Consider the following 21,155-nt stretch of genomic DNA (forward strand, 5'->3'; position numbering starts at 1 on the left):
TGTATGCGGTTTTATACAACAAACGGGATCGTAAGTGTCTCATGGATATAGTTTTTGCAAAGTTCCAATAAGGCACTTATTTTTAAAACATTATTAGTATCTCTTCGCAATACGATATCCGAATTGGCTATTGCCTGTGTGATATTCTGATTAAAAATATCTTTAAAGAAAATTATTAGTTGTTCATTTGGATCAGTATTGATAAGTGTTACTAATAACGCATTTCGTTGTTTACTAACAACCAGTGTATACGTTTTTCCAAAGTCAGATAAATCGATAGTGTTTTTAATATTAATTAAAGAATGTCCGTCAAAAACGATCATTGGCTTTTCGGTATTACACATAAAATTCTGGATGCTAATAGTGTGTATTGCGTGGTTTGTAGCTACCGTCCATGAAAATTCTTTGAATTCCTTCGGGATAGTAATTATTTCTGTTTTTAAATTTGCGAATAATATTCCTTTTTTATTGCTTTGGTTCATAAATAAGGTTCCTGCCTTATTAATACAAACGACATCATCTGCTAAGACAAATTTTTCTTTGTAGATGGTGCTGAAGAAATGAAAATCGAATGTCTGTTTAAACATTTCTTCATTGTATAGATTCCATTTGTCAAAATCGACCTGTGTAACTACACCTTTTTTGAGATTGTCGTCATAGTAAAATGAAAACCCGTCTTTAGTAGAGAACAGTACATTAGTGATTGCGTTATCCACTAAAGTGAACCCTTCTATATAGATAGATTGTAGTATAATACCTTCTAAAGAGAGCACAGGTGTTAATTTAGTATCTAATAAAAAGGTAACGTTGCTGAAATATAAAAGTTTGTAGTCTTCAAAATGAATGCGTTCTACCGTTATGTTTGAGTGGTCATCATTAGCGGTAACAGGCGGTTGCAGGTATAATTTGATTTCCTGAGCATATTCGAGCTTTCGCAATGGAATTTCACTAACAATATAGGTGTTACCACCTCCTCTTCCGTAAATGGTTACTTGTGAGTTTTTCCCAACAATAAAGTTGTTTGGTTTATTGGAGCCGCCTCTAATGGTTGCTTCTCTATGCAGATTAAAGTTAAAAGCGGGACATTTTACGGTATTAAAATTAGTAATAGACGCTTTTATAGCTGTTGCATACCGGCCTCCATCATAAATATCCTGATAGTTGGTAATATCCAGATCGACTTTGAAATTTAATTGCAATTGAGAAAGATCTAAAATGTTATTTCCAGTCCCGCCAATTAGCTCGTAGGTTCCTGTTTGTCCAAATGTTACAGTATTGTTTCCTAATCCGGTATCAATTGTAAATTGATAAGAAGCAAATCGTTCGATCGTTTCGGAAGCTTTTTCAGGATCGGACCAGTCAATAATATTGGGGATCATAAAGATATTGTCGCCATTATTACCCGTTACTTCACAGGACAAGCCATCTTGTTGAATAGAATTGTATTCCGGAGCGGTATAAAAAGTTTCCCAGTATCCGCTGCTTTGTCTTTTGTTCCTGTCATCATATAAAAGCCAATCGGATATATATTCTACTTGCGACATTAATTGAAAACGCGTTCCAAATCCTAATATTACCAATTGAATAATCCCGGAGCCGATGCTAAAAGGTAAATTATCCGGATTGATAAACTCTTCCCGGGCAAATGGAGGAATAGGAGAGGTAGAAGGATAACCATAATCGACTTCTTTTCGTACTTGTTCCGGCGTTTTATCGGGATGATGTCCATAATGAAAAGCATTATCACAGGATTTTGTGTAGCTTAATTGATAGGGTTTTTTCTCATTGTCGGTAAGTGTTAATTTAATATTGCCAAGAATCTGATTCCGAGAAAGATCGATTACTCCAGGAGCAGGCTTGTTGCTTTTTAAGTTGGCGAAAGCACGCATATTATCCTGCCATTTTATAAATTGATAGTAACGTTCATGAGCATTGGCCAGATTTTGTACAAGCGCGTCAATTCCTAATCCCAAAGCACTAATGATAAGTACCGGTACAGCTACTTCGGGCACCGCAAAAGAAGCTAAGGTGAGTGCTGCTACTATAGAATCTATAACCAATTGACTGATTGCTACTGCACGTTGTGATCCTTCTGACGAGTTCAGATATGTAACATCCTCGTATAATCCCCATATATTTAAACCAATCAACGGAAGTTTTAGGAATATACTAATTGAAGTTAAAAGTTTTCCAACGATTCCACCTACTTGTAACGCCGTTCGTTCGCATAGATTAGCAATAGTTCCTTCTATCGAAAACGTAAAAATGGTGCCTGATTCTGCGAGTGAGTCTTCAATAATTGTCATTGCTACAGTTCCCAGTATAGCGTCAGCCAGTTGTTTACCACCCAATGCCACCGAGACAATGTCGTAACTACTCCCGTGTCCGCCTCGAAGAGCTGTAGCACCTCGTATTAAACCCATTAAACCTAAACCGACTCCGCCCAAAACCACGGCTGGTTCCGTTGCTTCTGCTAAGGTATTCACATGATTATTTACTATTCTTTCAAATTCGGTACAATCGAGTGAAAGTGAGACTTCTTTTCCGGTTTTTTTATGAACTAAGGTTGTTTGATAGAAGTGATCGTCTAATTTTTTAATGTTGCTATTTTTGAATTTATAGTTTTCAAGATTTAGTCCTAAATTATCCAGTAAATTGTCTAGTTTGATAGAAAAGCGATCAAAAGCATCAGCTATTTGTTCTGCCGATCTTAAAATGTCATAGTGTAAAGGTTCTGTATGTCCTGTGGCTTTTCCGTCGGTAAGATACGCCGCCAGTAATACGCCACCGTCTGTGGGTAATTTTCCGTTGGCCTCTAAAGTTTTTAGTCTGTCAATTGTAACCGTATCAATTTCGTGATTGTAAATGAAACGGTATAATTTCTGAGCATTAAAAGAAACTTTATCCCAGAAGTCCGAATCTTCGAAAGGCGTTTTTTCATCTACAGGATTCAAATTGTATTGACAGCCCATAGCAGCTAATTCTGTACGTTTAAAACTAATGTCCTTAAATTTTACAAAGCCATGTTTGTGGTCTAGATCTTTTAGGATATCTATTGTTAGCGAAACACCTCCCTGTTTAATGATGTCGGTAAAATAGCTTAATTCTTTAAAAATAGTCAAATCGGCATTTTGATAGCTGGTAATATAGACGTCATTATGGGTTAATTCGTAATAATCTCCTAACCCGGTTATTAAATCCAAATGCTGTTGAATAAAAAGGCCTGTTTTTTCCAGACTTTCGAAACTTACGAAACCGATATTAGAATCATAAAAAGTGTATGTGTCTCCTTTAAGACTCAAGGTCATTCCGTGATTGGGTGTAACCAGCAAAAAGCGGCTGTCTTTTTGAAAAGGGAGCTTTGTTATTGCAGTGGCTAATTGGTCTACAGAAGCAGTTCCGGCATTTTTGAATAGTGTCTCTTTTTCATCAAAAAAGACGGCATTTACAGATCGGTTTAGGTTTCTTAATTGTTCTGAAAACTGTTTGTAAAGTTGTGTATCAGCTACTGATAGTGTATTGTCCAATCTGTTTTGCTGTAATGCGGATACTGCTGCTATATCGGCTGCGAAAATATCGTTGGCGTTTAAGTCGTCAGTTAATCCCTGAAGTATGGATAATCCCAAGCATAAACCTTCCGGATATTCAAAGGATGATAACAAGAGATCTTGCGGTATGAATTGTAACGTTTTGGATTCATGGTTGTTGGCTAATTGATAAAAATGCAGGGCTTTGGTTTCAAAATATTCCTGAAACTTTAGTACGCGTTGAATCCGCCTGAAAAGTACATTCTCGGCCTCCGAATACAGATAGTCATAAGCGGAAGAGTTTATTAGTTCAATAGCATTTTGTATCGAGACCGTAGGATAACGATTTGCTAAATAAAGCGCATAATCAGGAAAAAGTTCTTGTATTTGGACTGATTCCAGAAATGAAGCTGTAGAGCGATTGTATCGTGAAGCAAAAAAATCGTATAAGGTTAATCGTATTGCTGTTGGTCCGCATAAATCATCATTATTGTTGTCACTATTATTCATGAATCGTCCCAAGCGATATTGACATTGGGCTTCTATTGTCATGTTTTTTAAGTTAGTAGATTCAGCATCCAAATAATGGTAAAAAGTAGTAAAAAAGGTGGTATCTCTGTAAGCTCTTAAACTTTCAATTGTTCTGTGGATGGATAAAGCAGGTAGTATAAACTCAATTTTTGTGTTAGTCTCAATTACATGTTCTATGATCGCCTGTAGTCCGGCAGAATCGGAACGAGAACTAACGACTTGACGGGAAGTATAATACTGTTGTGGGAGATAGGCTCCATCTGTTAGTTTGACATAATCTTTAAAAATAGAGTTTCGTTCAATGGTTTTAAAAAAACCTTCAATAGGCACCCCTTCTATTGCCGACCATATTGAGTCGATTATTACCTGATCTTCCACACTTGAATTATTATAACAGAGATCGGGAGTTTGTGTAGATTGGTGTATTTTTAGTTCTACAGTACGTTCTTTAATTGCTCCCAGTACTAATCTATGATCTTTACAGATGTTAATAATTCGAGGTTCCTCTTGTCCCGGAACGGGAACTTCTCTCAGCACATGTAATTCAATTATATTCATTATACTCTGGTTAAATTCAGGTAAAGTGCCGGTCTCAATGATGTTTCCGCCTTGTAATTTTAATACCATTAAACTGAGAAGATTATGGGCACATCGATAATCCATACGTAATAATAGCTCCCGATTGTAGTAACGATCTAATTCGGGTACTGCTCCGAAAGCATCCTGTACGTCATTTAAGGAAAAATTAGGGTATTTTCCGGTAAATTCACTCCGAATCATATCTAGTCGTTCGTGATAGAGAGTTGTTTTTTGGGCGTAATTTTCTAGTAATTCTCTAGGAACATTTAATTGTTCTGCCATGAATTGTAAGCGCAATCTGTCCCACTGTTCACGAGGCTGATCTTTGATGAAATGATAGGCGTTGTCTTGAAGAAGAATTCCTTCTGATGCAATGTCGGCTTTAAACGCCTCGATATAAGCACGGGTTTCTATTTCTAATTGCATATGTTCCTCTAATAGGGTTGCATGCTGTAGTAATAATGCAAGAGTCGGATTCTGAAGATAGGCCTGATGTATTTGTACTATTTGTTCTTCTATAGTTTTGAACCGTTCCAGATCAGCTATTCTTTCCGGATGTAAGTTTCTCCATTTTTCTATTGCTTGACGAGTGGCGGTCTTATAGATTTCAACATATAAATCATATACAAGATAATTATTTTGATCTATCCACAAACGGATGGTAGAAGGATTGGGCTTTCTGCTTTGGGCTATTATCCAGGCTTCTATATTTCCCATATCGTATCCCGTAAAAGTAGGCGAGATGTTTACCAAATGAAATACATCTTCCACATCGGGATGCTGAATCCCTAAAGCAAGAATGTTCCGCTGTACAATGGACTTCTCACCCTGAAAGATAGTATTGTACATTAGAAGGGTAAGGGGAGAGTTAAAGAGTTCTTGAATAAAAGTAAGGGTCACATTTTCTGTAACTTCGAGATCGTTATGAATTGTAGATAATAACTTAAAACCTTCTTCTCCTTGCCGTTGGAGATCGGGTAACGCATGATAAGTACCCAGATGCTCTCTAAGCGATGTAAATATCGGACTATTACAATATTCTTTAAGTCTTTCTCGAAGTTCGGGTGTTTGCGATAAGTCTATAATCTGGCTTACGAAATCATCCCAAGTAATAACTGCCGGTGTTAACATAAATCTGAAATTTTAAGTTTATAATGAATGTGATATAATGTATAACTTATTCTTTTTTGAAGGGATTTGTCTTTAAGAGGAGGGAAAACCAGAGTTGTTTTGGTATGTACGTACTGATCGTATTTTAAGACGAAGTCGCTAACTTAGATTTTTAAATTCGAGGAAAATCACTATAATCTTACGATTGTTAATAACTTGTTTAAAGAGAAATACTCAAATGTAGATTTGTTTGTTGTAACTTTTTGAGGTTTATTTGAATTGTCCTTTTATTTTAAATAATTGTCTATGAAAAGGTTTGTTTATTGCGATCTCTTGTCTGTTTTAAAAGGGAATTAAAGGGGAAAATGTGGCTGTTATTGGGTAGGTTAGGAATAGAAAAACCAGAAAAAAAATCATAACTTTATTTTATTAGAGAAACGGATTTTAAGCCAAACTAGTATTGTAAGCAAATAAATATACGCCAAATGGAAATAATCAATTACATCCCAATTAAAGACTGGGCTCCTTCCGATCAGCCCCGAGAAAAACTAATCGAAAAAGGTAGAACCAATTTAAGTAACACCGAATTACTAACCATCCTGATACGATCCGGTAGTGAAAAAGAAAGCGCCCTGGATCTTTCCAAAAAAATTATGAGCAGTGCGGGTAATAACTTAAACACCCTAGGGAAACTATCCGTAAAGCAATTAATGTCCTTTAAAGGTATTGGGCAAGCCAAAGCAGTAACCATAATAGCCGCTTTGGAATTAGGGAGAAGAAGAAAAGCAGAAGCAAGTAAATGGAACCTCCCGATTATTATGTCCAGCAGATCCGTTTTCGCAATCATGCAACCCATCATCGGAGAACTGGGCCATGAAGAATTCTGGATTCTCCTTTTAGACAATTCTAATAAATTAATTCATAAATACCAAATCAGTAAAGGCGGTTTGACCGCTACTCTCGTAGATCCAAGACTAATCTTTAAAACAGCACTCGAACATAGCGCAACCGGTGTGATCCTGACTCATAATCACCCTTCGGGATCTCTAAAAGCCAGTGAAACCGATATTAATATTACCTATAAACTAAAAGAAGCCGGAGATTATCTCGATATCATGGTACTCGATCATATTATCGTAACCGAAAGCGAATACTTTAGTTTTCGGGATGAAAGATTACTCTAAGGCATTACATTCCGGACAAACCCCACTAATTAAAATTTGCTGCTCCCGAACAGTATATCCGGAAGGTAAATTAATCCGGATAGCAATAGAATCCATACAAGTTGTTTTTTTACATTTTTCACAACTAAAGTGAACATGATCGTGATTGTGTTGTGACTGATCTTTGGATTCACATTCCTTACATAAGGCATATTGAATAACCCCATCAAGGTTTGTAATTCTGTGGAGTTTTCCCTCGTCAACGAGTCGGTCCAATGCCCGGTATATTGTAACCCTGTCATATGTGTTTCCAAAATGATTGTGGAAATCTTTATGGGCTAAGGCCGTATTTTGTGCCTTTAATAGCTCTAGTATCGCAGTTTTGGTGCCTGAGCTACGTTCTCTTTTGATTTTTTTTTCAGCCATCTTTAAAATGAACAGGTTGTGCTATTGTTTTGTAAGCCTTTGCAACAAAATTACAAAAAATCAAAATACGATGCTTTGGTCTCGGAAAGGCTCTTTTTTAAAACGAATAGATAGTGCAACTGATATAAGAAACACAGGCTTTTTAGTTATAATATTCATAATAAAAAGAACAGGAACTAATTTTTTGTTATTTTTGATTGGTTTAGTATAAATAGCTCTTTCAAGAGCTATTTTTTTCTTTTAAAAAAGACCATATTGCACCTATTAAAAGCATTTGATAATGATTGCTACTAAAAATATTACGTTCTCATACGGAAAAGGGACTTCTTTTGTATTTCCCGATATTAGTTGTTCCGATGGCGATACCATATTAATTACCGGTGGATCCGGAAAAGGAAAGACAACATTGTTACATCTTTTGGGGGGACTTTTACGACCTCAGGCAGGCGAAATCCTTATAAATACTACCGATATTGGAATATTATCTGAAAAAAAACTGGATCATTTCAGAGGGAAGAATATCGGGCTGGTTTTGCAACAATCCTATTTTATAGCGTCATTGTCTGTATTGGAAAATGTAGCATTAGCTTCCTGGCTGGCTTCGGGTAAGCAACAAATCGAAAAGGCTAAACAGTTATTAGAACATCTTGACCTTGAAAATCATATTCATAAATTGCCTTCCCAACTCAGTATCGGTCAGCAGCAACGGGTTTCGATTGCCAGAGCGTTAATCAACGAACCAAAAGTGCTTCTGGCAGACGAACCGACTTCGAGTCTGGACGATGAAAATGCACTTAAAGTTGCCGATTTATTGGATAATCTGGCCAAAGAATACCGATCGGCACTAGTAATTGTGACACATGATTCCCGATTAAAACAACGCTTTACCAATCAAATTACATTGTCATGATTACAAAATTAGCCTGGAGAAATACGTGGTTTAAACCTCTCAGTACAACGCTCAGCATTATTTTGCTAACAGCCAGTGTAGCGATTATCACTGTATTAATTCTGTTGCAAAAACAATTTGAAGAAAAATTTTCGAGCAATGCCGATGGAATCGATTTGGTTTTAGGCGCGCAGGGAAGTCCGTTACAACTTATTTTATCTTCCGTATATCAGGTGGATGCGCCTACCGGTAATATCGATTATCAGGAAGCCAAAAAATGGATGACGAACCCTTTTGTAAAGACTGCCATTCCACTGGCTTTTGGCGATAATTACCACGGCTTTAAAATTGTTGGAACCACTACCGATTATATGGAAAAGTATGCTGCAAAAGTAGTGTCGGGTAAAGCCTTTGAAAAGGATTTTGAGGTTGTTGTAGGAAGTGAAGTGGCTAAAAAACTAAACCTGAAAGCCGGTGATAAATTTTTTGGTTCCCATGGCGATGCCGAAGAAGGCGAGGTCCATGAAGAGCATGCGTATCATATCGTTGGCGTATTATCGGAAACCGGAAAGGTAATCGATAATCTGATTCTTTCGAATATCCAGAGTGTTTGGGCGATGCACGATTCGCATGAACATGACGAAGCCGAAATGCACGATCACGATCACGCGGAAGCCGATCATCATCACGATGCGGTTGTGATTAGTGAGGAAGGAAAAGAGATTACCGCTGTTTTATTGAAATTCCGAAATAAAATGGGTATTGTAACCTGGCCGCGAATGATTCCGCAAAATACCAAAATGCAGGCGGCTTCACCGGCTATTGAAATCAATAGACTGTTTACTTTGTTTGGTGTCGGACTTCAGGCTTTGCAATATCTGGCGTATGGGATCATGCTGATATCCGGAATCAGTATTTTTATTGCTTTATATAATACATTAAAAGAACGAAAATATGAATTTGCCTTGTTACGGGTAAACGGAGCAACTCGTTTTCAATTGCTGTATCTGGTCGTTATTGAGAGTTTGATCTTATGCGTACTAGGTTATCTTTCCGGCACAATAGTTGGAAGAGTAGCATTACTGTTTATTTCCGGTTCCTCCGAAGAAGAATTCAAAATGGCATTTAATCCTTTTGAGTTTGTTTGGGAAAAAGAAGGATTTTTATTTTTACTAACTATATTTGTCGGTGTTTTAGCAGCTGTTATCCCGGCTGTTAAGGCCTATAAACTTAATATTTCAAAAACTTTGGCCAATGCGTAAAAAATCAATAGTAATCATAGCCCTTACGGCACTGCTTTTAGTCCTGGAATACTGCTATACTCCGGATAAAGCTCAGCATAATGCAACTGCAGATATAAAAGTGGAAAAAGCAGGATTTGGGAGTTTTACCCATAATCGTAACACTGCAGTACTGGTAAATCCGGATACGCTTACCTGGAAATTACTGGGCGACATTAAATATGTGAAAAAGCAACATAAGACATATGGAGAAGTTATGTTTCCGCAGGTAAATGCGAAACTTAAACTAACCAATAAAAAGCGTATTGTGATGAGCGGGTTCATTATCCCGATCGATAATAAATCCTATGCGTTAAGTAAAAATGTGTTTGCGTCTTGTTTCTTTTGTGGTAAATCCGGTCCGGAAACCATTATGGGAATTAAATTTAAAGGTGAAACCCCAAAATTAAAAACCGACCAGTATGTAACACTGGAAGGGAATTTCCGTTATAACGATGCTGATGTGGAAGACTGGGTATATCATGTAGATGATGCCATTATCGTTAAAGGAGCCAAATAAAATACAAGCATGAGATTTACGAATAAAACCGATATTTTTTTCGATCTGGATCATACCCTTTGGGATTTTGAAAAAAATTCTGCGCTAGCTTTCGAGGCAATCTTTGAAAAGCATGCAATGCCCATTTCGATGGAAACTTTTCTGGAATACTATATCCCGATTAATTTTAAATACTGGAAACTATATCAGGAAGAAAAAATTACACAACAGGAATTGCGGTATTCCCGTTTTAGAGAAGTATTCGACTTGTTACAATATCCAATCGACGATGCGAAAATCAATCTTTTAGCACAGGAATATATCTGGTATCTGCCGAAGTTCAATCACCTTTTCGATGGTGCTATCGAAATCCTGGATTATTTAAAACCAAAATACAACCTGCATATCATTACTAACGGATTCCATGAAGTTCAGGAAGGGAAGCTCAAAAATGCCAATATCGATCATTATTTTATTACGATAACCAATTCGGAAAAAGCCGGAGTTAAAAAGCCCAATCCGAAGATTTTCGAGTTTGCCTTGGATCTTGCCCGAACCGATAAAGATAAAAGCGTTATGATTGGCGATAGTATGGAAGCCGATATCGAAGGGGCTTTAAATGTGGGACTTGATGCCATCTTTTTTAGTGAATCCGACTATGGAGATGCTTTAAAAGTACCACAGGTGCGTCATTTGTTAGAACTTAAAAAAATACTTTAAATAGTAAACCAAACCAATATGAAAAAGACAGGCGTAATGCTGACAATCCTGTTGCTTTCGGCAACAGGATTTTCGCAACGATTAACGGATTATAAATATGTTATCGTTCCGGCTAAGTTTTCCTTTTTGAAGCAAGCCAATAAATACAATCTGAATGCCTTAACCAAAATGGTTTTCGAAAAGAAAGGGTATACGGTGTTGTATGATACGGATATTATGCCGGATGAGGTGGCTCAAAACAGATGTAACGCGTTGTTCGCCAATATGGTGGAGGATAATACGGTTTTTAGTACCAAAATTAAAGTGGAATTAACAGATTGTAAAAATCAAACCGTTTTTATTTCGGAAGAAGGAACCAGCCGATTAAAAGAATTCGATAAAGCCTATATTCAGGCATTTCGTATTGTAGGAAAATCGATTGAAGAGGGATTACAGGATGCCAAACCGCTACCAATTCCGCCAGTAAAACCTGCGCCACCTGTAACAGAGAATCTGGTTGTTCAGGAAGCCATAAAAAAAGATCCTGTAACTACCACGGTTATATCCGGACAATTGTTCGCGCAGCCGATAACAAATGGATATCAGTTAGTGGATAGTACACCGAAAATCGTCTTAAAAATATTTAAAACCAGTAACCCGGATCTGTATACCGCTAAAAACGATAGCGTTCAGGGTGTACTGATCAAAAAGAATAATGAATGGATATTCGAATACTATCAAAATGAGAAATTGGTATCCGAGAAATTGGATATCAAGTTCTAATAGTTGTATTTATCCTTCCAACGGTTTTTTAGAAAATCCCGGGTTGCATTTTCCCGGGAATTATTTCCCGGATCGTAAAATATAGTTTGCTGTAATTCGTCCGGAAGAAACTCCTGATCGACAAAGTTGTTCGCATAATCGTGTGCATACTTGTATTCGTCTCCATAGCCCAATTCTTTCATCAGTTTGGTGGGAGCGTTGCGCAAATGTATTGGAACCGGTAAGTCGCCGGTTTGTTTGACCAGTTGCTGCGCTTTCCCAATAGCCAGATAACTTGCATTACTTTTGGGTGATGTAGCCAGATAAATAGCACATTGACTCAATATAATGCGGCTTTCCGGATAACCAATTGTTGTTACTGCCTGAAAGGTGTTGTTGGCCATAATTAAAGCTGTAGGATTGGCATTGCCAATGTCTTCCGAAGCCAGAATCAGCATGCGACGTGCAATAAATTTAACATCTTCACCACCTTCAATCATTCTGGCCAGCCAGTATACCGCACCGTTTGGATCGCTACCGCGGATAGATTTTATAAAGGCCGAAACAATGTCATAATGTTGTTCTCCGGTTTTATCGTACAATACGGTGTTTTTCTGAACCAGTTGCATGACTTTTTCATTGGTGATTTCAATCGTATCACCTTCGGATGCATTGATCACCAACTCGAATATGTTGAGTAGTTTGCGCCCGTCTCCGCCCGAAAGTCGTAGTAACGCTTCGGTTTCCAACAAACGAATATTTTTTGATTTTAAAATAACGTCTTTTTCCAGTGCCCGGTGTAATAAGGCTTCAAGATCTTCTTTGGAAAAGGCATTCAGAATATAAACCTGACATCTTGACAATAGAGCGGGAATGACCTCAAAACTCGGATTTTCGGTCGTCGCTCCAATAAGGGTTACCCAGCCTTTTTCGACCGCCGCCAGTAAGGAATCCTGTTGTGATTTACTAAACCGGTGGATCTCATCGATAAATAATATCGGATTTTTGGCCGTAAATAATCCGCCGCTTTGTTTGGCTTTATCGATCACCTCACGTACGTCTTTTACCCCGGAATTAATGGCGCTTAAAACATAAAACGGGCGTTTGCTTTCCTGTGCCATGATTTGGGCAAGGGTTGTTTTTCCGGTTCCCGGTGGTCCCCATAAAATTAACGACGGGATGATGCCTCGTGCAATTTGATGGGTTAGAGAACCCTGTTCGCCAACCAGGTGTAGCTGACTAATATAATCGGATAAATGTTGCGGACGTATGCGTTCTGCCAAGGGTGCTTCCATGTGGTAAAATTACAAAAAACTAACTTTTGAATGAAGTAGGAATGCAATTTTGAAAAGAAAGAACTGACAAAAATGCATTAAAATCTTTTTGGTGATGTTTTTGATGCGTAGCCGAAAGAAATAATTGGCATGAAAGAAATAGACTTTAAATTTTCACCTTCGGTACTGGCCTGGCCTTTGTACTTCGTTTTGACGCTCTGGCTGGTTTTCTGGGTGGAGGTCAGGTTTAAGATTAGCCTTTCCGATTATGGGATTTACCCGCGAACATTGTCCGGGTTAAAAGGAGTACTGTTTAGTCCGTTCCTGCATGGCGATATTAAACATCTTTATAATAATTCAATACCTTTATTAATGCTGATTGCTGCTACGCGATATTTCTATCGGAAACAGGCCCCGGAAGTAATCGTATTGGGAATCCTGCTTTCGGGTTTCGGAACCTGGCTCATTGGTCGCGAAAGTTACCATATCGGTGCCAGTGGTTTGATTTATGTTTTGGTGAGCTTTATCTTTTTTAAAGGTATTCAAACCAGGTACTACCGACTGGTGGCTTTATCGCTAACCATTATTGTGTTGTATGGCGGAATGATTTGGTATGTATTTCCCAATCCGGAGGAGAATATTTCATGGGAAGGACACTTGTCGGGATTTATTAGCGGGTATTTATTGTCATTTTTTCTGAAAACACCCGAATATAAAAAACCAATACGCTATGAATGGGAGCATCCCGATTTCGATCCGTCGCAGGATCCGTTTATGAAACACTTCGACGAAAATGGGAATTTTGTAAACCTGCCAAAAGAAGAGGAGCTGGAAGTTATCGAACCGGATATGCTTTCCAATGTATATTTCAAATCGGATATGCCGGTCTATTATCGGATTATATACAAACCGAAGTTGGATACCGAATCTGGAGATACGGCACAAAAAAAGGATTAAGTCTAGAATGCCCCCAAAAAGTTAGACACTATTTGGGGGCACTCTAGTACTACTTAATCCCTTTTTGTGTTTTTATTTTTAACTCCTCTGACGAACGGTTTCGTATAGAAATGCACCACAGGCAACCGAAACATTCAACGATGAGATCGTTCCGAACATCGGTAATTTTGCTTTTTCATCTACCATTTTCAATACCGACGGATTAACACCTTTGTCTTCACTTCCCATGATAATCGCTAAAGGACCACTTAGATCGATATCATAAAGAAGGCTTTCGGTTTTTTCGGTGGCCGCTACGGTTTTAACACCCGATCCCTGAAGGTAAAAAATAGCATCTTTGATATGGTCTACTTTACAAATAGGAACATTGAATACGGCACCGGCTGATGTTTTTACCGTATCACCGTTAACAGGAGCGGATCCTTGTTTCTGGATGATAATCCCATCAACGCCGGTACATTCGGCCGTTCGGATAATGGCACCAAAATTACGGGCATCGGATAACTGATCTAAAATTAGAAAAAGTGGTTTTTCACTTTTTTCAATAACCGATTCTACCAGCGATTCAAGACTGTAAAAGGAAACCGGAGCAATACTTGCTACAGCACCCTGATGGTTGTTTGACGTTAATCGGTTTAACTTTTCAATTGGAACGTATGAGAAATTAATACTGTTTTTTTTGAGTGTTTTCATCAGTTCCTGCATCAGGTCGCCCTGGGCTTCTTTCTGAATGAAAACTTTGTCTATCTCTTTTCCTGCATTTACAGCCTCAATAATTGCTCTGATGCCGAATATTAAATGTTCTTTTTCCATAACGGCAAAGATAGAAAAAACCATCACATATACAGCGTGATGGTTTTAAATGAAATGAATTTTGCGGGTAGCATTAATTGGTATCCCAGATCAATTTTGTAGTTAATTTGTCGCCTCCTATATTTTGGGAAGCCTGAAGGTACTGTTTTCTGTTCAGTTCCTGAGAGTCTGCCGGATAGATTAGCCGTGCCGGTATTTCGGTTAAGTTAACCAATGGTGCAAAAGTATAGGTTAACGTGTTTTGAACAGGATTAATCAGTGTTCCGGTTCCTCCCGGTTTAATCAGTATATCCGGATATCCGGTGCGTCTCCATTCTGCCCAGGCTTCATAAGGTTGCATAAACAAAGCAATGTATTTTTGGGTCAATACGTTTTTCTGATTCGCCACTGGAAGCTGGTTTATATAAGCGGTTATTTTTTCCGGTGCAATTTCCCATTTCTCCATAGATGCCCGAACTCCTTTCTCGTAGTAGTCTTGACTCCAGTTGTTTACCTCGGATAAGAGAAAAGCCACTTCGGCATATTCTATCAGGTATTCCGTATAATCCGGTTTGAAAATAGAATGACTGAATAAGGACGCATCACTAGCTTGACTGGTGGTTAATTGTGAGGGAATCCCATACGGCATTCCCTGGTAGCGGATTAAATCATCGGTTTCGTTATAATTTTTATTTAATGAATTGGTTTTTGTAGTACCTATCGGAGCAATGATTTTCTGTAATCTCGGATCGGGGCTAAAAGGACCAATTTCACCTTTTAAAAGATCAATAAATGTCTTTGATGCGGTATAATCGGTTCGGTTGTTTACAAAAAAACTATAATAGGTAGGTGCCGGGTTGATCGCATTGTTTTCGAAAGTTACACCCACACTGTCGTCGTTAGATTGCATAACCCCGGAGGCTATGGCTTCCTGTATATGGGTGTTGGCTATTGGAATCACATTTTTTACCCGGTTGGCAATTCGTAGCTGTAATGAATTGCCGAAGCGCTTTAATTTTTCGGCATTACCAAAATACGGATCTTGATTTTCGTAGAATATGACATCGTTTAAATCGATCGATTCGACGGCTTCTTTCAATTCTTTTAGTAAATCGGTATAGATTTTCTGTTGTGAAGCAAACTTTGGTGTCGGATTGTTGCGGTCTAATGCTTGAAAATCAGGGTCATTATTGCCATAAGAGTAGTAGGGGATGTCGCCATAGATGTCAACAAGATTCTGAAAAATATAAGCAAGCATGATCCGGGCTGCGGCAATCTGATTGGCCGTATTGCCATAAAATGACATCTCGGATGCTGTAGCCGGATCGGTATTGAGATCCAGTATCGATTTGAAATTTTTAGCCTGTATGTAGTAGATGCTAAACAAATAGCTGTTTGTTTCGTTTCTAAAGAGAAAGCGATCTTCGTCGGTATAGTTAAGTTGTGCCGAATATTGCATCCATGGGAGTGTCATTCTTGCAGATCCAAATGCTCCTCTGGTTGCTCTATTGACAATGTTTTTTGTAGCTGTATTAAATAGCCCCGGAGTACTAACTTTCGTTGGTTGGTTTGGATTGGTGTTGATTTCTTCAAACCGGTCGGTACAACCCGTAAAAGAAAATAGGAGCAATAGAATTGCTATAAGTATTGGTTTTAATGTATTCATGGTTTTACGGTTTTAAATTCATCACATTTTAATTGTTATATTCATTCCGTATGTTCTGGTAGAAGGAAGTGAACCGCCTTCAAGTCCCTGTATATTCCCACTTCCGTAGCTGGTGTTTTCGGGATCCATACCGTTCCAGTGTAGCCCCCAGGCGAAAAGGTTACGCGCAAAAGCGGAAAAAGTTACTTGACTTATTTTCTTTCCAACAGCCTTTTTAGGTAGACTATAGCTTAAGGCCATTTCCCGTAGTTTAATATAACTGGCATCAAAAACGTTTTGTGCATCAACGCTATTCGTGTAGGCTTTTGCCCATCGGTAAGCGGAAACCACTTTGGTATTTGGGCTTCCATCTTCCAAAACACCATCCAGTACTATTCCATTTTCCCGTATTCCATTGGCTGCTGTCTCTTCCATTATACCGGAAGAATGACCATACATGTGGGTAGTGGAAAAATAACTTCCCCCTTTTTGAATGTCGATCAGGCAACCTAGATTCCATTGTTTGTAATTGAAATGGTTTCGAATACCGATGTTGTAATCCGGAATAATGCAACCCAGTGCTTTTCGATTTCCTTTTTTATAGGTTCCGTTTGGATTGATTATCCTTTTTCCGTTTGTATGATAGGCGAAATCGTTTCCGTATAACTGACCGTATTTTTCGCCTACAACGGCCAGTAAGGTAACCCGAAAAGGAGCCGATGCCAGTTTCTGTGATTGGGTGTCTTTATATAACGAGAGCAGCTTATTGTCGTTTTTGGAAAAGTTACCTTTGATGTCCCAACTGAAATTGACCGATTTGATAGGGGTTGCCCATAGGGAAAGTTCAACACCCTGATTGCGAATTTTGCCGGCATTAATGTATTGTTTGGAAAAACCGGTTGCTGTCGTAATTTGTAATGGAGTAATAAGATCCCGGGTCAAGTCTTCATAGAATGCCAGATCGAAACCCAAACGGTTTTTAAATAGTCGCATTTCCAATCCTATTTCCTTACTCACTTTTGTCTCCGGGATTAAGTCAGGGTTGTTTGCGACTGTAGCATTGGAATAAGAAGGAACCGATTGAAAGGGGGCTCCTATGGTATAGTAATTAGCAATCGAATAGGGAGTGGCTCCATTGCTAATCTGTGCCCAGCCGCTTCTAAGCTTTCCAAACGATAACCACGAAACGTCTTTTAGTAAGTCGGAAAAAATAAAACTACCGGTGACAGATGGGTAATTAGCGTGGTTGGCAACCGTTGAAAACCAGTCTTTGCGATTGGTTACTTCCAGGTATAACATGTTAGCATAGCCTAAAGAAGCCATTGCATATAAGCTGTTAACCCGCAGTTGGGAATAAAAATTTTGGGAAGTGGAAAGTTTTTTTGAATTGGAAAGATTATATAAATCAGGTATAATCAATCCTCCGGAAGTACTGCCAGATAAGGCCTGGTGCTCATTGTGCCGACGGTTGATGCCAACAAATGAGTTAAGACTGAATCTGTCCCAGCGTTTGTCAAAATGCACTCTCGCTTCGTAATTCATCTCTGTGATCTGCCGTATAGTCTGTGAATATCCGGACAGGGCCTGTGAATACACTGCTATTTTATTCTGGACTGTGAAATCATATTGATCGCCATTTATATTTCCAACAGCATAGAGGTTTTTGTTCAAATTGTATTTTAGTTTAATACTTCCGGTAAAACGGTTTCTTTGGTCTTCGGAAGTGTTTTCATAAATCGTCCAGTAAGGGTTGTCGGAATATATTGGTGTAGCATCATTCCAGGATGTTCTGTTCCAGGAGCGTTGCTTTCCATTGGCTAATTTGTAATTTTTTAGGTTGTCAAAATCCAATTGTCGTTGACCCCATTGGAAAAATTTCTGCGCAACGGAATTGCCACCATATCCTTGAGTAGGTCTGTTAAAGGCATTGGTGTTTATATAGGAAAGCGTCCCGTCGGCCTTGAGTTTTTCATGTAGTATGGTACTTCCGTTTATTGCGAATGTGTTTTTTACCAGTTTTGAATTTGGTACAATACCTGTTGTATTCTGGTTGGACAATGAAATCCGGATAGTACCACTTTTGGTCGCATGACTTACGGCCACATTATTGGTAGTTGTATAGCCTGTGTTAAAAAAAGAAGGCACGTCTTTTCTTGGGCTAACCCAGGGTTTCGTTACCAGATAGTCGTTTGGAAATTCCGGATCGAATGCACTCCAGGGAAGATACCGAAGGTTTGCATCGTACTTTGGCCCCCAACTTTCGTCGGTTCTATAATCGGCAAGATTGTAAAGCTGGCCGTTGATGGTTGCTGTCTTCATAGTAGTGGACGAACCACCGCCATATAGGTTTTGTAATTTGGGCATGATATAAATGTTTTCCAGAGTTAAACCTGTTTTTATGAAAAGTTCCGTTTTTCCGTTTTTCCCGGATTTTGTCGTATACATGATTACGCCATTTGCCGCTCGTGAGCCGTATAAGGCCGCTGCCGGACCTCCTTTTAATACGGAAACCGATTCAATGTCATCGGGATTGATATCGGCTGCTGCATCACCATAATCTCTACCACCGGAGCCACTTTGCGTATTGTAGCTGTTATAATTTGAATTGTCCATAGGAATACCGTCGATAACAATGAGTGGGCGATTATTTTGTGTGACCGAACCAACACCTCGGATAAGGATTCTTGAAGAGCCACCCATAGTGGATGGGGCGGTTACCTGAATTCCGGCAATATTTCCGGATAATGCGCTCATGGCATTGGTTTGACCCGCATGATTGATAATATCTCCTTTTATCTCCTGAACGGAATACCCAACGGCTTTTTTTTCTCTTTTGATGCCTAAAGCGGTTACAACAATAGTATCCATTTCGGTGACTTCTGGTTTCAGGACGATATTTAAAGGGGTACTATCGGCTTTGACATCTTTTGTTTTCATTCCCAGAAATGAAATCGTTAGGATGGCTGTTGGACTTACTTTTATTGTATATTCCCCGTTTATGTCGGTCTGAATGCTGTTTGTTGTGCCTTTCTCAATAACGTTGACACCCGGTATGGGTAGGTTATTGGTATCGGTAATCCTACCTTTTACATTTCGCTCCTGGGCAAAGAAATACTGGGTTGCTAATATGGTGGTTAGCAAAAACATAAACTTTATTCTCATAGGTCTACTTTTTTTGATTCCCGTATAAGTTATAGCCTTAATGGAGGGTATGCAAAAAACATGACATTGAGTGACTTTTTTTAAAATAATACAGTTTGATTTAGTTCTTACTATTGATACTGTAATATAATCGGATATAGTTGTTGAATTCTATTTCGTTTTGTTGAAAACATGATGCCGGATACTGTTGTTATTTCTAATTTAAGACGATTCTGTGAAGAAATGAGTAGTATTTGCGTGTATTTAAGTAGGTAATAAGGAAGCAAAATGTATTGAAAATGGTACCAAATAAAATACGGATGGCAATAGGAAATAAAAAAACCACCACATAAAGGCTGTGATGGTTTTTAAATAACTCAAATAAAAGAACTACGTTTTCTTAATTTACATCCCAAAATACTTTGGTTGTCAGTTTATCACCGCCTATAGCTGCACTTCCAGCCTGATAGCTGGCTCCGTTAACGGTTTGTTCATTTACCGGATAGGTAAGGCGAACCGGAATTTTTCCTTCGGCAACCGGGAAAGCACTTGGAGGAGCAGTTAAGCCTGGAGCATCAAGTCTTCGGAATGAATTCCAGGATTCGAAACCTCTGTTGTAGAATGCAATCCAGGATTGTTTGCCTATTTTTTCTTTCCAGGTTCCCGAGGCTGTGGCATAGGCTACAGATGGTTGTACCAGATAGGTAGCGATATCCGATGCGGCTACATTCCAATAGTTTAATGAGGCCGTCACGGCTGCGGTATAATAAACGTCGGGAGTTCCGCCAACGCTATAGCCTCTTGCGGCAGCTTCGGCCAGGTAAAAATTAACTTCGGCCGCATCAAAAAGTACTCCTTTGGCATCCGGTTTTTTTATTTCATCCCCAACATGCGAATAGGACGTTTCATAAGGCTGGGTGTTGGTGTAACCGTAAGCACCACCTACATAACTACCGTCTGCCATCGGAGTAAAATAAATAGGTCTTCTCGGATCATTAAGTGTGTTTAACTCATTTACAAAAACAGATGTCGGTACAAAGTCATTACGGTTGCTGGCTACCAATTCTCCAAAAATCTGATTGTAATTTGGTGAAAAGGAATTGAATTGCACCAAAGCATTATTGGTATTGGTGGTAATAACGCCGGCAGTAAAGGCACTTTCAATAGACGATTGTGCCAGAGAACTGTTTACATCTGATAGGTTAATGGCTAGTTTTATTTTTAAGGAATTGGCAAATAATTTCCATTTAGTCACATTTCCATTGTATAGCAGGTCGCCATTTGAAAAGGAGGCATAGCTGTCGTCCAGTTCGGCAATAGCGGAGTTTAAACGGTTTAGCAGATCCGGATAAATGGTCTGGTCGTCATCGTATTTGGGTAAAACTATATCCACCGGTTGTAGTGCTTCCGAATACGGAATATCACCAAAGGAATCAACGAGTACCTGATAGGTATAAATGTTCAAGATCTCGATGATAGCCGATTTGTTTTGCTGTATTTTATCCCAGTCTGCCTGAGCAATATTTTCCGGTTTGGCTTCGGTGTCGACTACTTCTTTTGCCGTTTTCAGGTTCCCTAAAACACGGGTGTATAATATCCGCCAGTGGTTGTCCGGAATTCTTCGGCTGGTTAAATTGTAACGGGATTCGGCTCTGTATAGGGTTGCCGCCCAATATTGGGTAAAGTAACGGAATACATTCAGGTTGACGCTGGGCGTGGTTAACTGATCAGTTAGCTCTTTCTGAGCGTTTGCCAATAGAGCCTCGGCCGAAGCAGCGTAGGTCTTACTGGTGTCGTCGTTAAAATTGTCGTCATCATTAACACATCCTGTGAAAAAGAATGATGCGATTGCGATTATAGGGATTAATAACTTTTTCATCT

The 21,155-nt window shown here is 38.8% G+C and carries 14 protein-coding genes; 7 read left to right on the forward strand and 7 right to left on the reverse strand.

What is annotated here, in order from left to right:
• Positions 1–11: 11 nt before the first annotated feature.
• Positions 12–5,768: a TcdA/TcdB catalytic glycosyltransferase domain-containing protein gene (locus tag ABFU83_RS00910; RefSeq protein ID WP_347068191.1), complete on the reverse strand. Its 5,757-nt coding sequence runs from the start codon at positions 5,766–5,768 to the stop codon at positions 12–14.
• Positions 5,769–6,232: 464 nt separating this feature from the next.
• Between ABFU83_RS00910 and radC the strand changes: the two genes are divergently transcribed.
• Complete coding sequence (gene radC / locus ABFU83_RS00915) at positions 6,233–6,931, forward strand: DNA repair protein RadC (RefSeq protein WP_347068193.1); 699 nt, start codon at positions 6,233–6,235, stop codon at positions 6,929–6,931.
• On the opposite strand, the gene ABFU83_RS00920 is transcribed toward radC, so the two are convergent.
• Entirely contained in the window at positions 6,923–7,336 is a 414-nt protein-coding gene (locus ABFU83_RS00920; protein ID WP_136403029.1) for a Fur family transcriptional regulator, read from the reverse strand. The two genes, radC and ABFU83_RS00920, sit on opposite strands and share 9 nt — an antisense overlap.
• Before the next feature lie 280 nt (positions 7,337–7,616).
• Between ABFU83_RS00920 and ABFU83_RS00925 the strand changes: the two genes are divergently transcribed.
• From ABFU83_RS00925 to ABFU83_RS00945, 5 genes are read left to right on the forward strand one after another with little or no spacing between them, the layout of a single operon-like run.
• On the forward strand, positions 7,617–8,246 hold the full coding sequence (locus tag ABFU83_RS00925; RefSeq protein WP_347068195.1) for an ATP-binding cassette domain-containing protein: 630 nt from the start codon (positions 7,617–7,619) through the stop codon (positions 8,244–8,246).
• Complete coding sequence (locus ABFU83_RS00930) at positions 8,243–9,487, forward strand: FtsX-like permease family protein (protein WP_347068197.1); 1,245 nt, start codon at positions 8,243–8,245, stop codon at positions 9,485–9,487. Before ABFU83_RS00925 ends, ABFU83_RS00930 begins: the two co-directional genes overlap by 4 nt.
• The gene (locus ABFU83_RS00935) at positions 9,480–10,025 is read left to right on the forward strand and encodes a hypothetical protein (protein WP_347068199.1); all 546 of its coding nucleotides are present in this window, start codon (positions 9,480–9,482) and stop codon (positions 10,023–10,025) included. Before ABFU83_RS00930 ends, ABFU83_RS00935 begins: the two co-directional genes overlap by 8 nt.
• A gap of 9 nt (positions 10,026–10,034) precedes the next feature.
• Entirely contained in the window at positions 10,035–10,724 is a 690-nt protein-coding gene (locus tag ABFU83_RS00940; protein WP_136403032.1) for a YjjG family noncanonical pyrimidine nucleotidase, read from the forward strand.
• A gap of 18 nt (positions 10,725–10,742) precedes the next feature.
• The gene (locus ABFU83_RS00945; RefSeq protein ID WP_347068202.1) at positions 10,743–11,486 is read left to right on the forward strand and encodes a hypothetical protein; all 744 of its coding nucleotides are present in this window, start codon (positions 10,743–10,745) and stop codon (positions 11,484–11,486) included.
• On the opposite strand, the gene ABFU83_RS00950 is transcribed toward ABFU83_RS00945, so the two are convergent.
• Entirely contained in the window at positions 11,483–12,760 is a 1,278-nt protein-coding gene (locus ABFU83_RS00950) for a replication-associated recombination protein A (RefSeq protein ID WP_347068204.1), read from the reverse strand. The two genes, ABFU83_RS00945 and ABFU83_RS00950, sit on opposite strands and share 4 nt — an antisense overlap.
• A gap of 129 nt (positions 12,761–12,889) precedes the next feature.
• On the opposite strand from ABFU83_RS00950, the gene ABFU83_RS00955 reads away from it, so the two are divergent.
• Positions 12,890–13,696: a rhomboid family intramembrane serine protease gene (locus ABFU83_RS00955; RefSeq protein WP_347068205.1), complete on the forward strand. Its 807-nt coding sequence runs from the start codon at positions 12,890–12,892 to the stop codon at positions 13,694–13,696.
• Between the two features lie 78 nt (positions 13,697–13,774).
• Here the strand turns inward: ABFU83_RS00955 and rlmB are convergent, their stop codons facing one another.
• From rlmB to ABFU83_RS00975, 4 genes are all read right to left on the reverse strand, one after another.
• Positions 13,775–14,509 (reverse strand): 23S rRNA (guanosine(2251)-2'-O)-methyltransferase RlmB, encoded by a 735-nt coding sequence (rlmB, locus tag ABFU83_RS00960; RefSeq protein ID WP_347068207.1) that lies wholly within the window; start codon positions 14,507–14,509, stop codon positions 13,775–13,777.
• Positions 14,510–14,582: 73 nt separating this feature from the next.
• Positions 14,583–16,154, reverse strand: a complete 1,572-nt coding sequence (locus ABFU83_RS00965) for a SusD/RagB family nutrient-binding outer membrane lipoprotein (RefSeq protein WP_347068209.1) — start codon at positions 16,152–16,154, stop codon at positions 14,583–14,585.
• A gap of 21 nt (positions 16,155–16,175) precedes the next feature.
• On the reverse strand, positions 16,176–19,295 hold the full coding sequence (locus ABFU83_RS00970; RefSeq protein ID WP_347068211.1) for a SusC/RagA family TonB-linked outer membrane protein: 3,120 nt from the start codon (positions 19,293–19,295) through the stop codon (positions 16,176–16,178).
• Positions 19,296–19,674: 379 nt separating this feature from the next.
• Positions 19,675–21,153, reverse strand: coding sequence for a SusD/RagB family nutrient-binding outer membrane lipoprotein (locus ABFU83_RS00975; RefSeq protein WP_347068213.1), 1,479 nt, complete (start codon positions 21,151–21,153; stop codon positions 19,675–19,677).
• Between the last annotated feature and the right edge of the window lie 2 nt (positions 21,154–21,155).

It is taken from the genome of Flavobacterium sp. WV_118_3 (genome assembly GCF_039778605.1).
Lineage (GTDB): Bacteria > Bacteroidota > Bacteroidia > Flavobacteriales > Flavobacteriaceae > Flavobacterium.

Coding starts and splice junctions, on each gene's coding strand:
- ABFU83_RS00910 (WP_347068191.1), bottom strand. CDS start 5,768: ATGTTAACACCGGCAGTTATTACTTGGGATGATTTCGTAAGCCAGATT.
- radC (WP_347068193.1), top strand. CDS start 6,233: ATGGAAATAATCAATTACATCCCAATTAAAGACTGGGCTCCTTCCGAT.
- ABFU83_RS00920 (WP_136403029.1), bottom strand. CDS start 7,336: ATGGCTGAAAAAAAAATCAAAAGAGAACGTAGCTCAGGCACCAAAACT.
- ABFU83_RS00925 (WP_347068195.1), top strand. CDS start 7,617: ATGATTGCTACTAAAAATATTACGTTCTCATACGGAAAAGGGACTTCT.
- ABFU83_RS00930 (WP_347068197.1), top strand. CDS start 8,243: ATGATTACAAAATTAGCCTGGAGAAATACGTGGTTTAAACCTCTCAGT.
- ABFU83_RS00935 (WP_347068199.1), top strand. CDS start 9,480: ATGCGTAAAAAATCAATAGTAATCATAGCCCTTACGGCACTGCTTTTA.
- ABFU83_RS00940 (WP_136403032.1), top strand. CDS start 10,035: ATGAGATTTACGAATAAAACCGATATTTTTTTCGATCTGGATCATACC.
- ABFU83_RS00945 (WP_347068202.1), top strand. CDS start 10,743: ATGAAAAAGACAGGCGTAATGCTGACAATCCTGTTGCTTTCGGCAACA.
- ABFU83_RS00950 (WP_347068204.1), bottom strand. CDS start 12,760: ATGGAAGCACCCTTGGCAGAACGCATACGTCCGCAACATTTATCCGAT.
- ABFU83_RS00955 (WP_347068205.1), top strand. CDS start 12,890: ATGAAAGAAATAGACTTTAAATTTTCACCTTCGGTACTGGCCTGGCCT.
- rlmB (WP_347068207.1), bottom strand. CDS start 14,509: ATGGAAAAAGAACATTTAATATTCGGCATCAGAGCAATTATTGAGGCT.
- ABFU83_RS00965 (WP_347068209.1), bottom strand. CDS start 16,154: ATGAATACATTAAAACCAATACTTATAGCAATTCTATTGCTCCTATTT.
- ABFU83_RS00970 (WP_347068211.1), bottom strand. CDS start 19,295: ATGAGAATAAAGTTTATGTTTTTGCTAACCACCATATTAGCAACCCAG.
- ABFU83_RS00975 (WP_347068213.1), bottom strand. CDS start 21,153: ATGAAAAAGTTATTAATCCCTATAATCGCAATCGCATCATTCTTTTTC.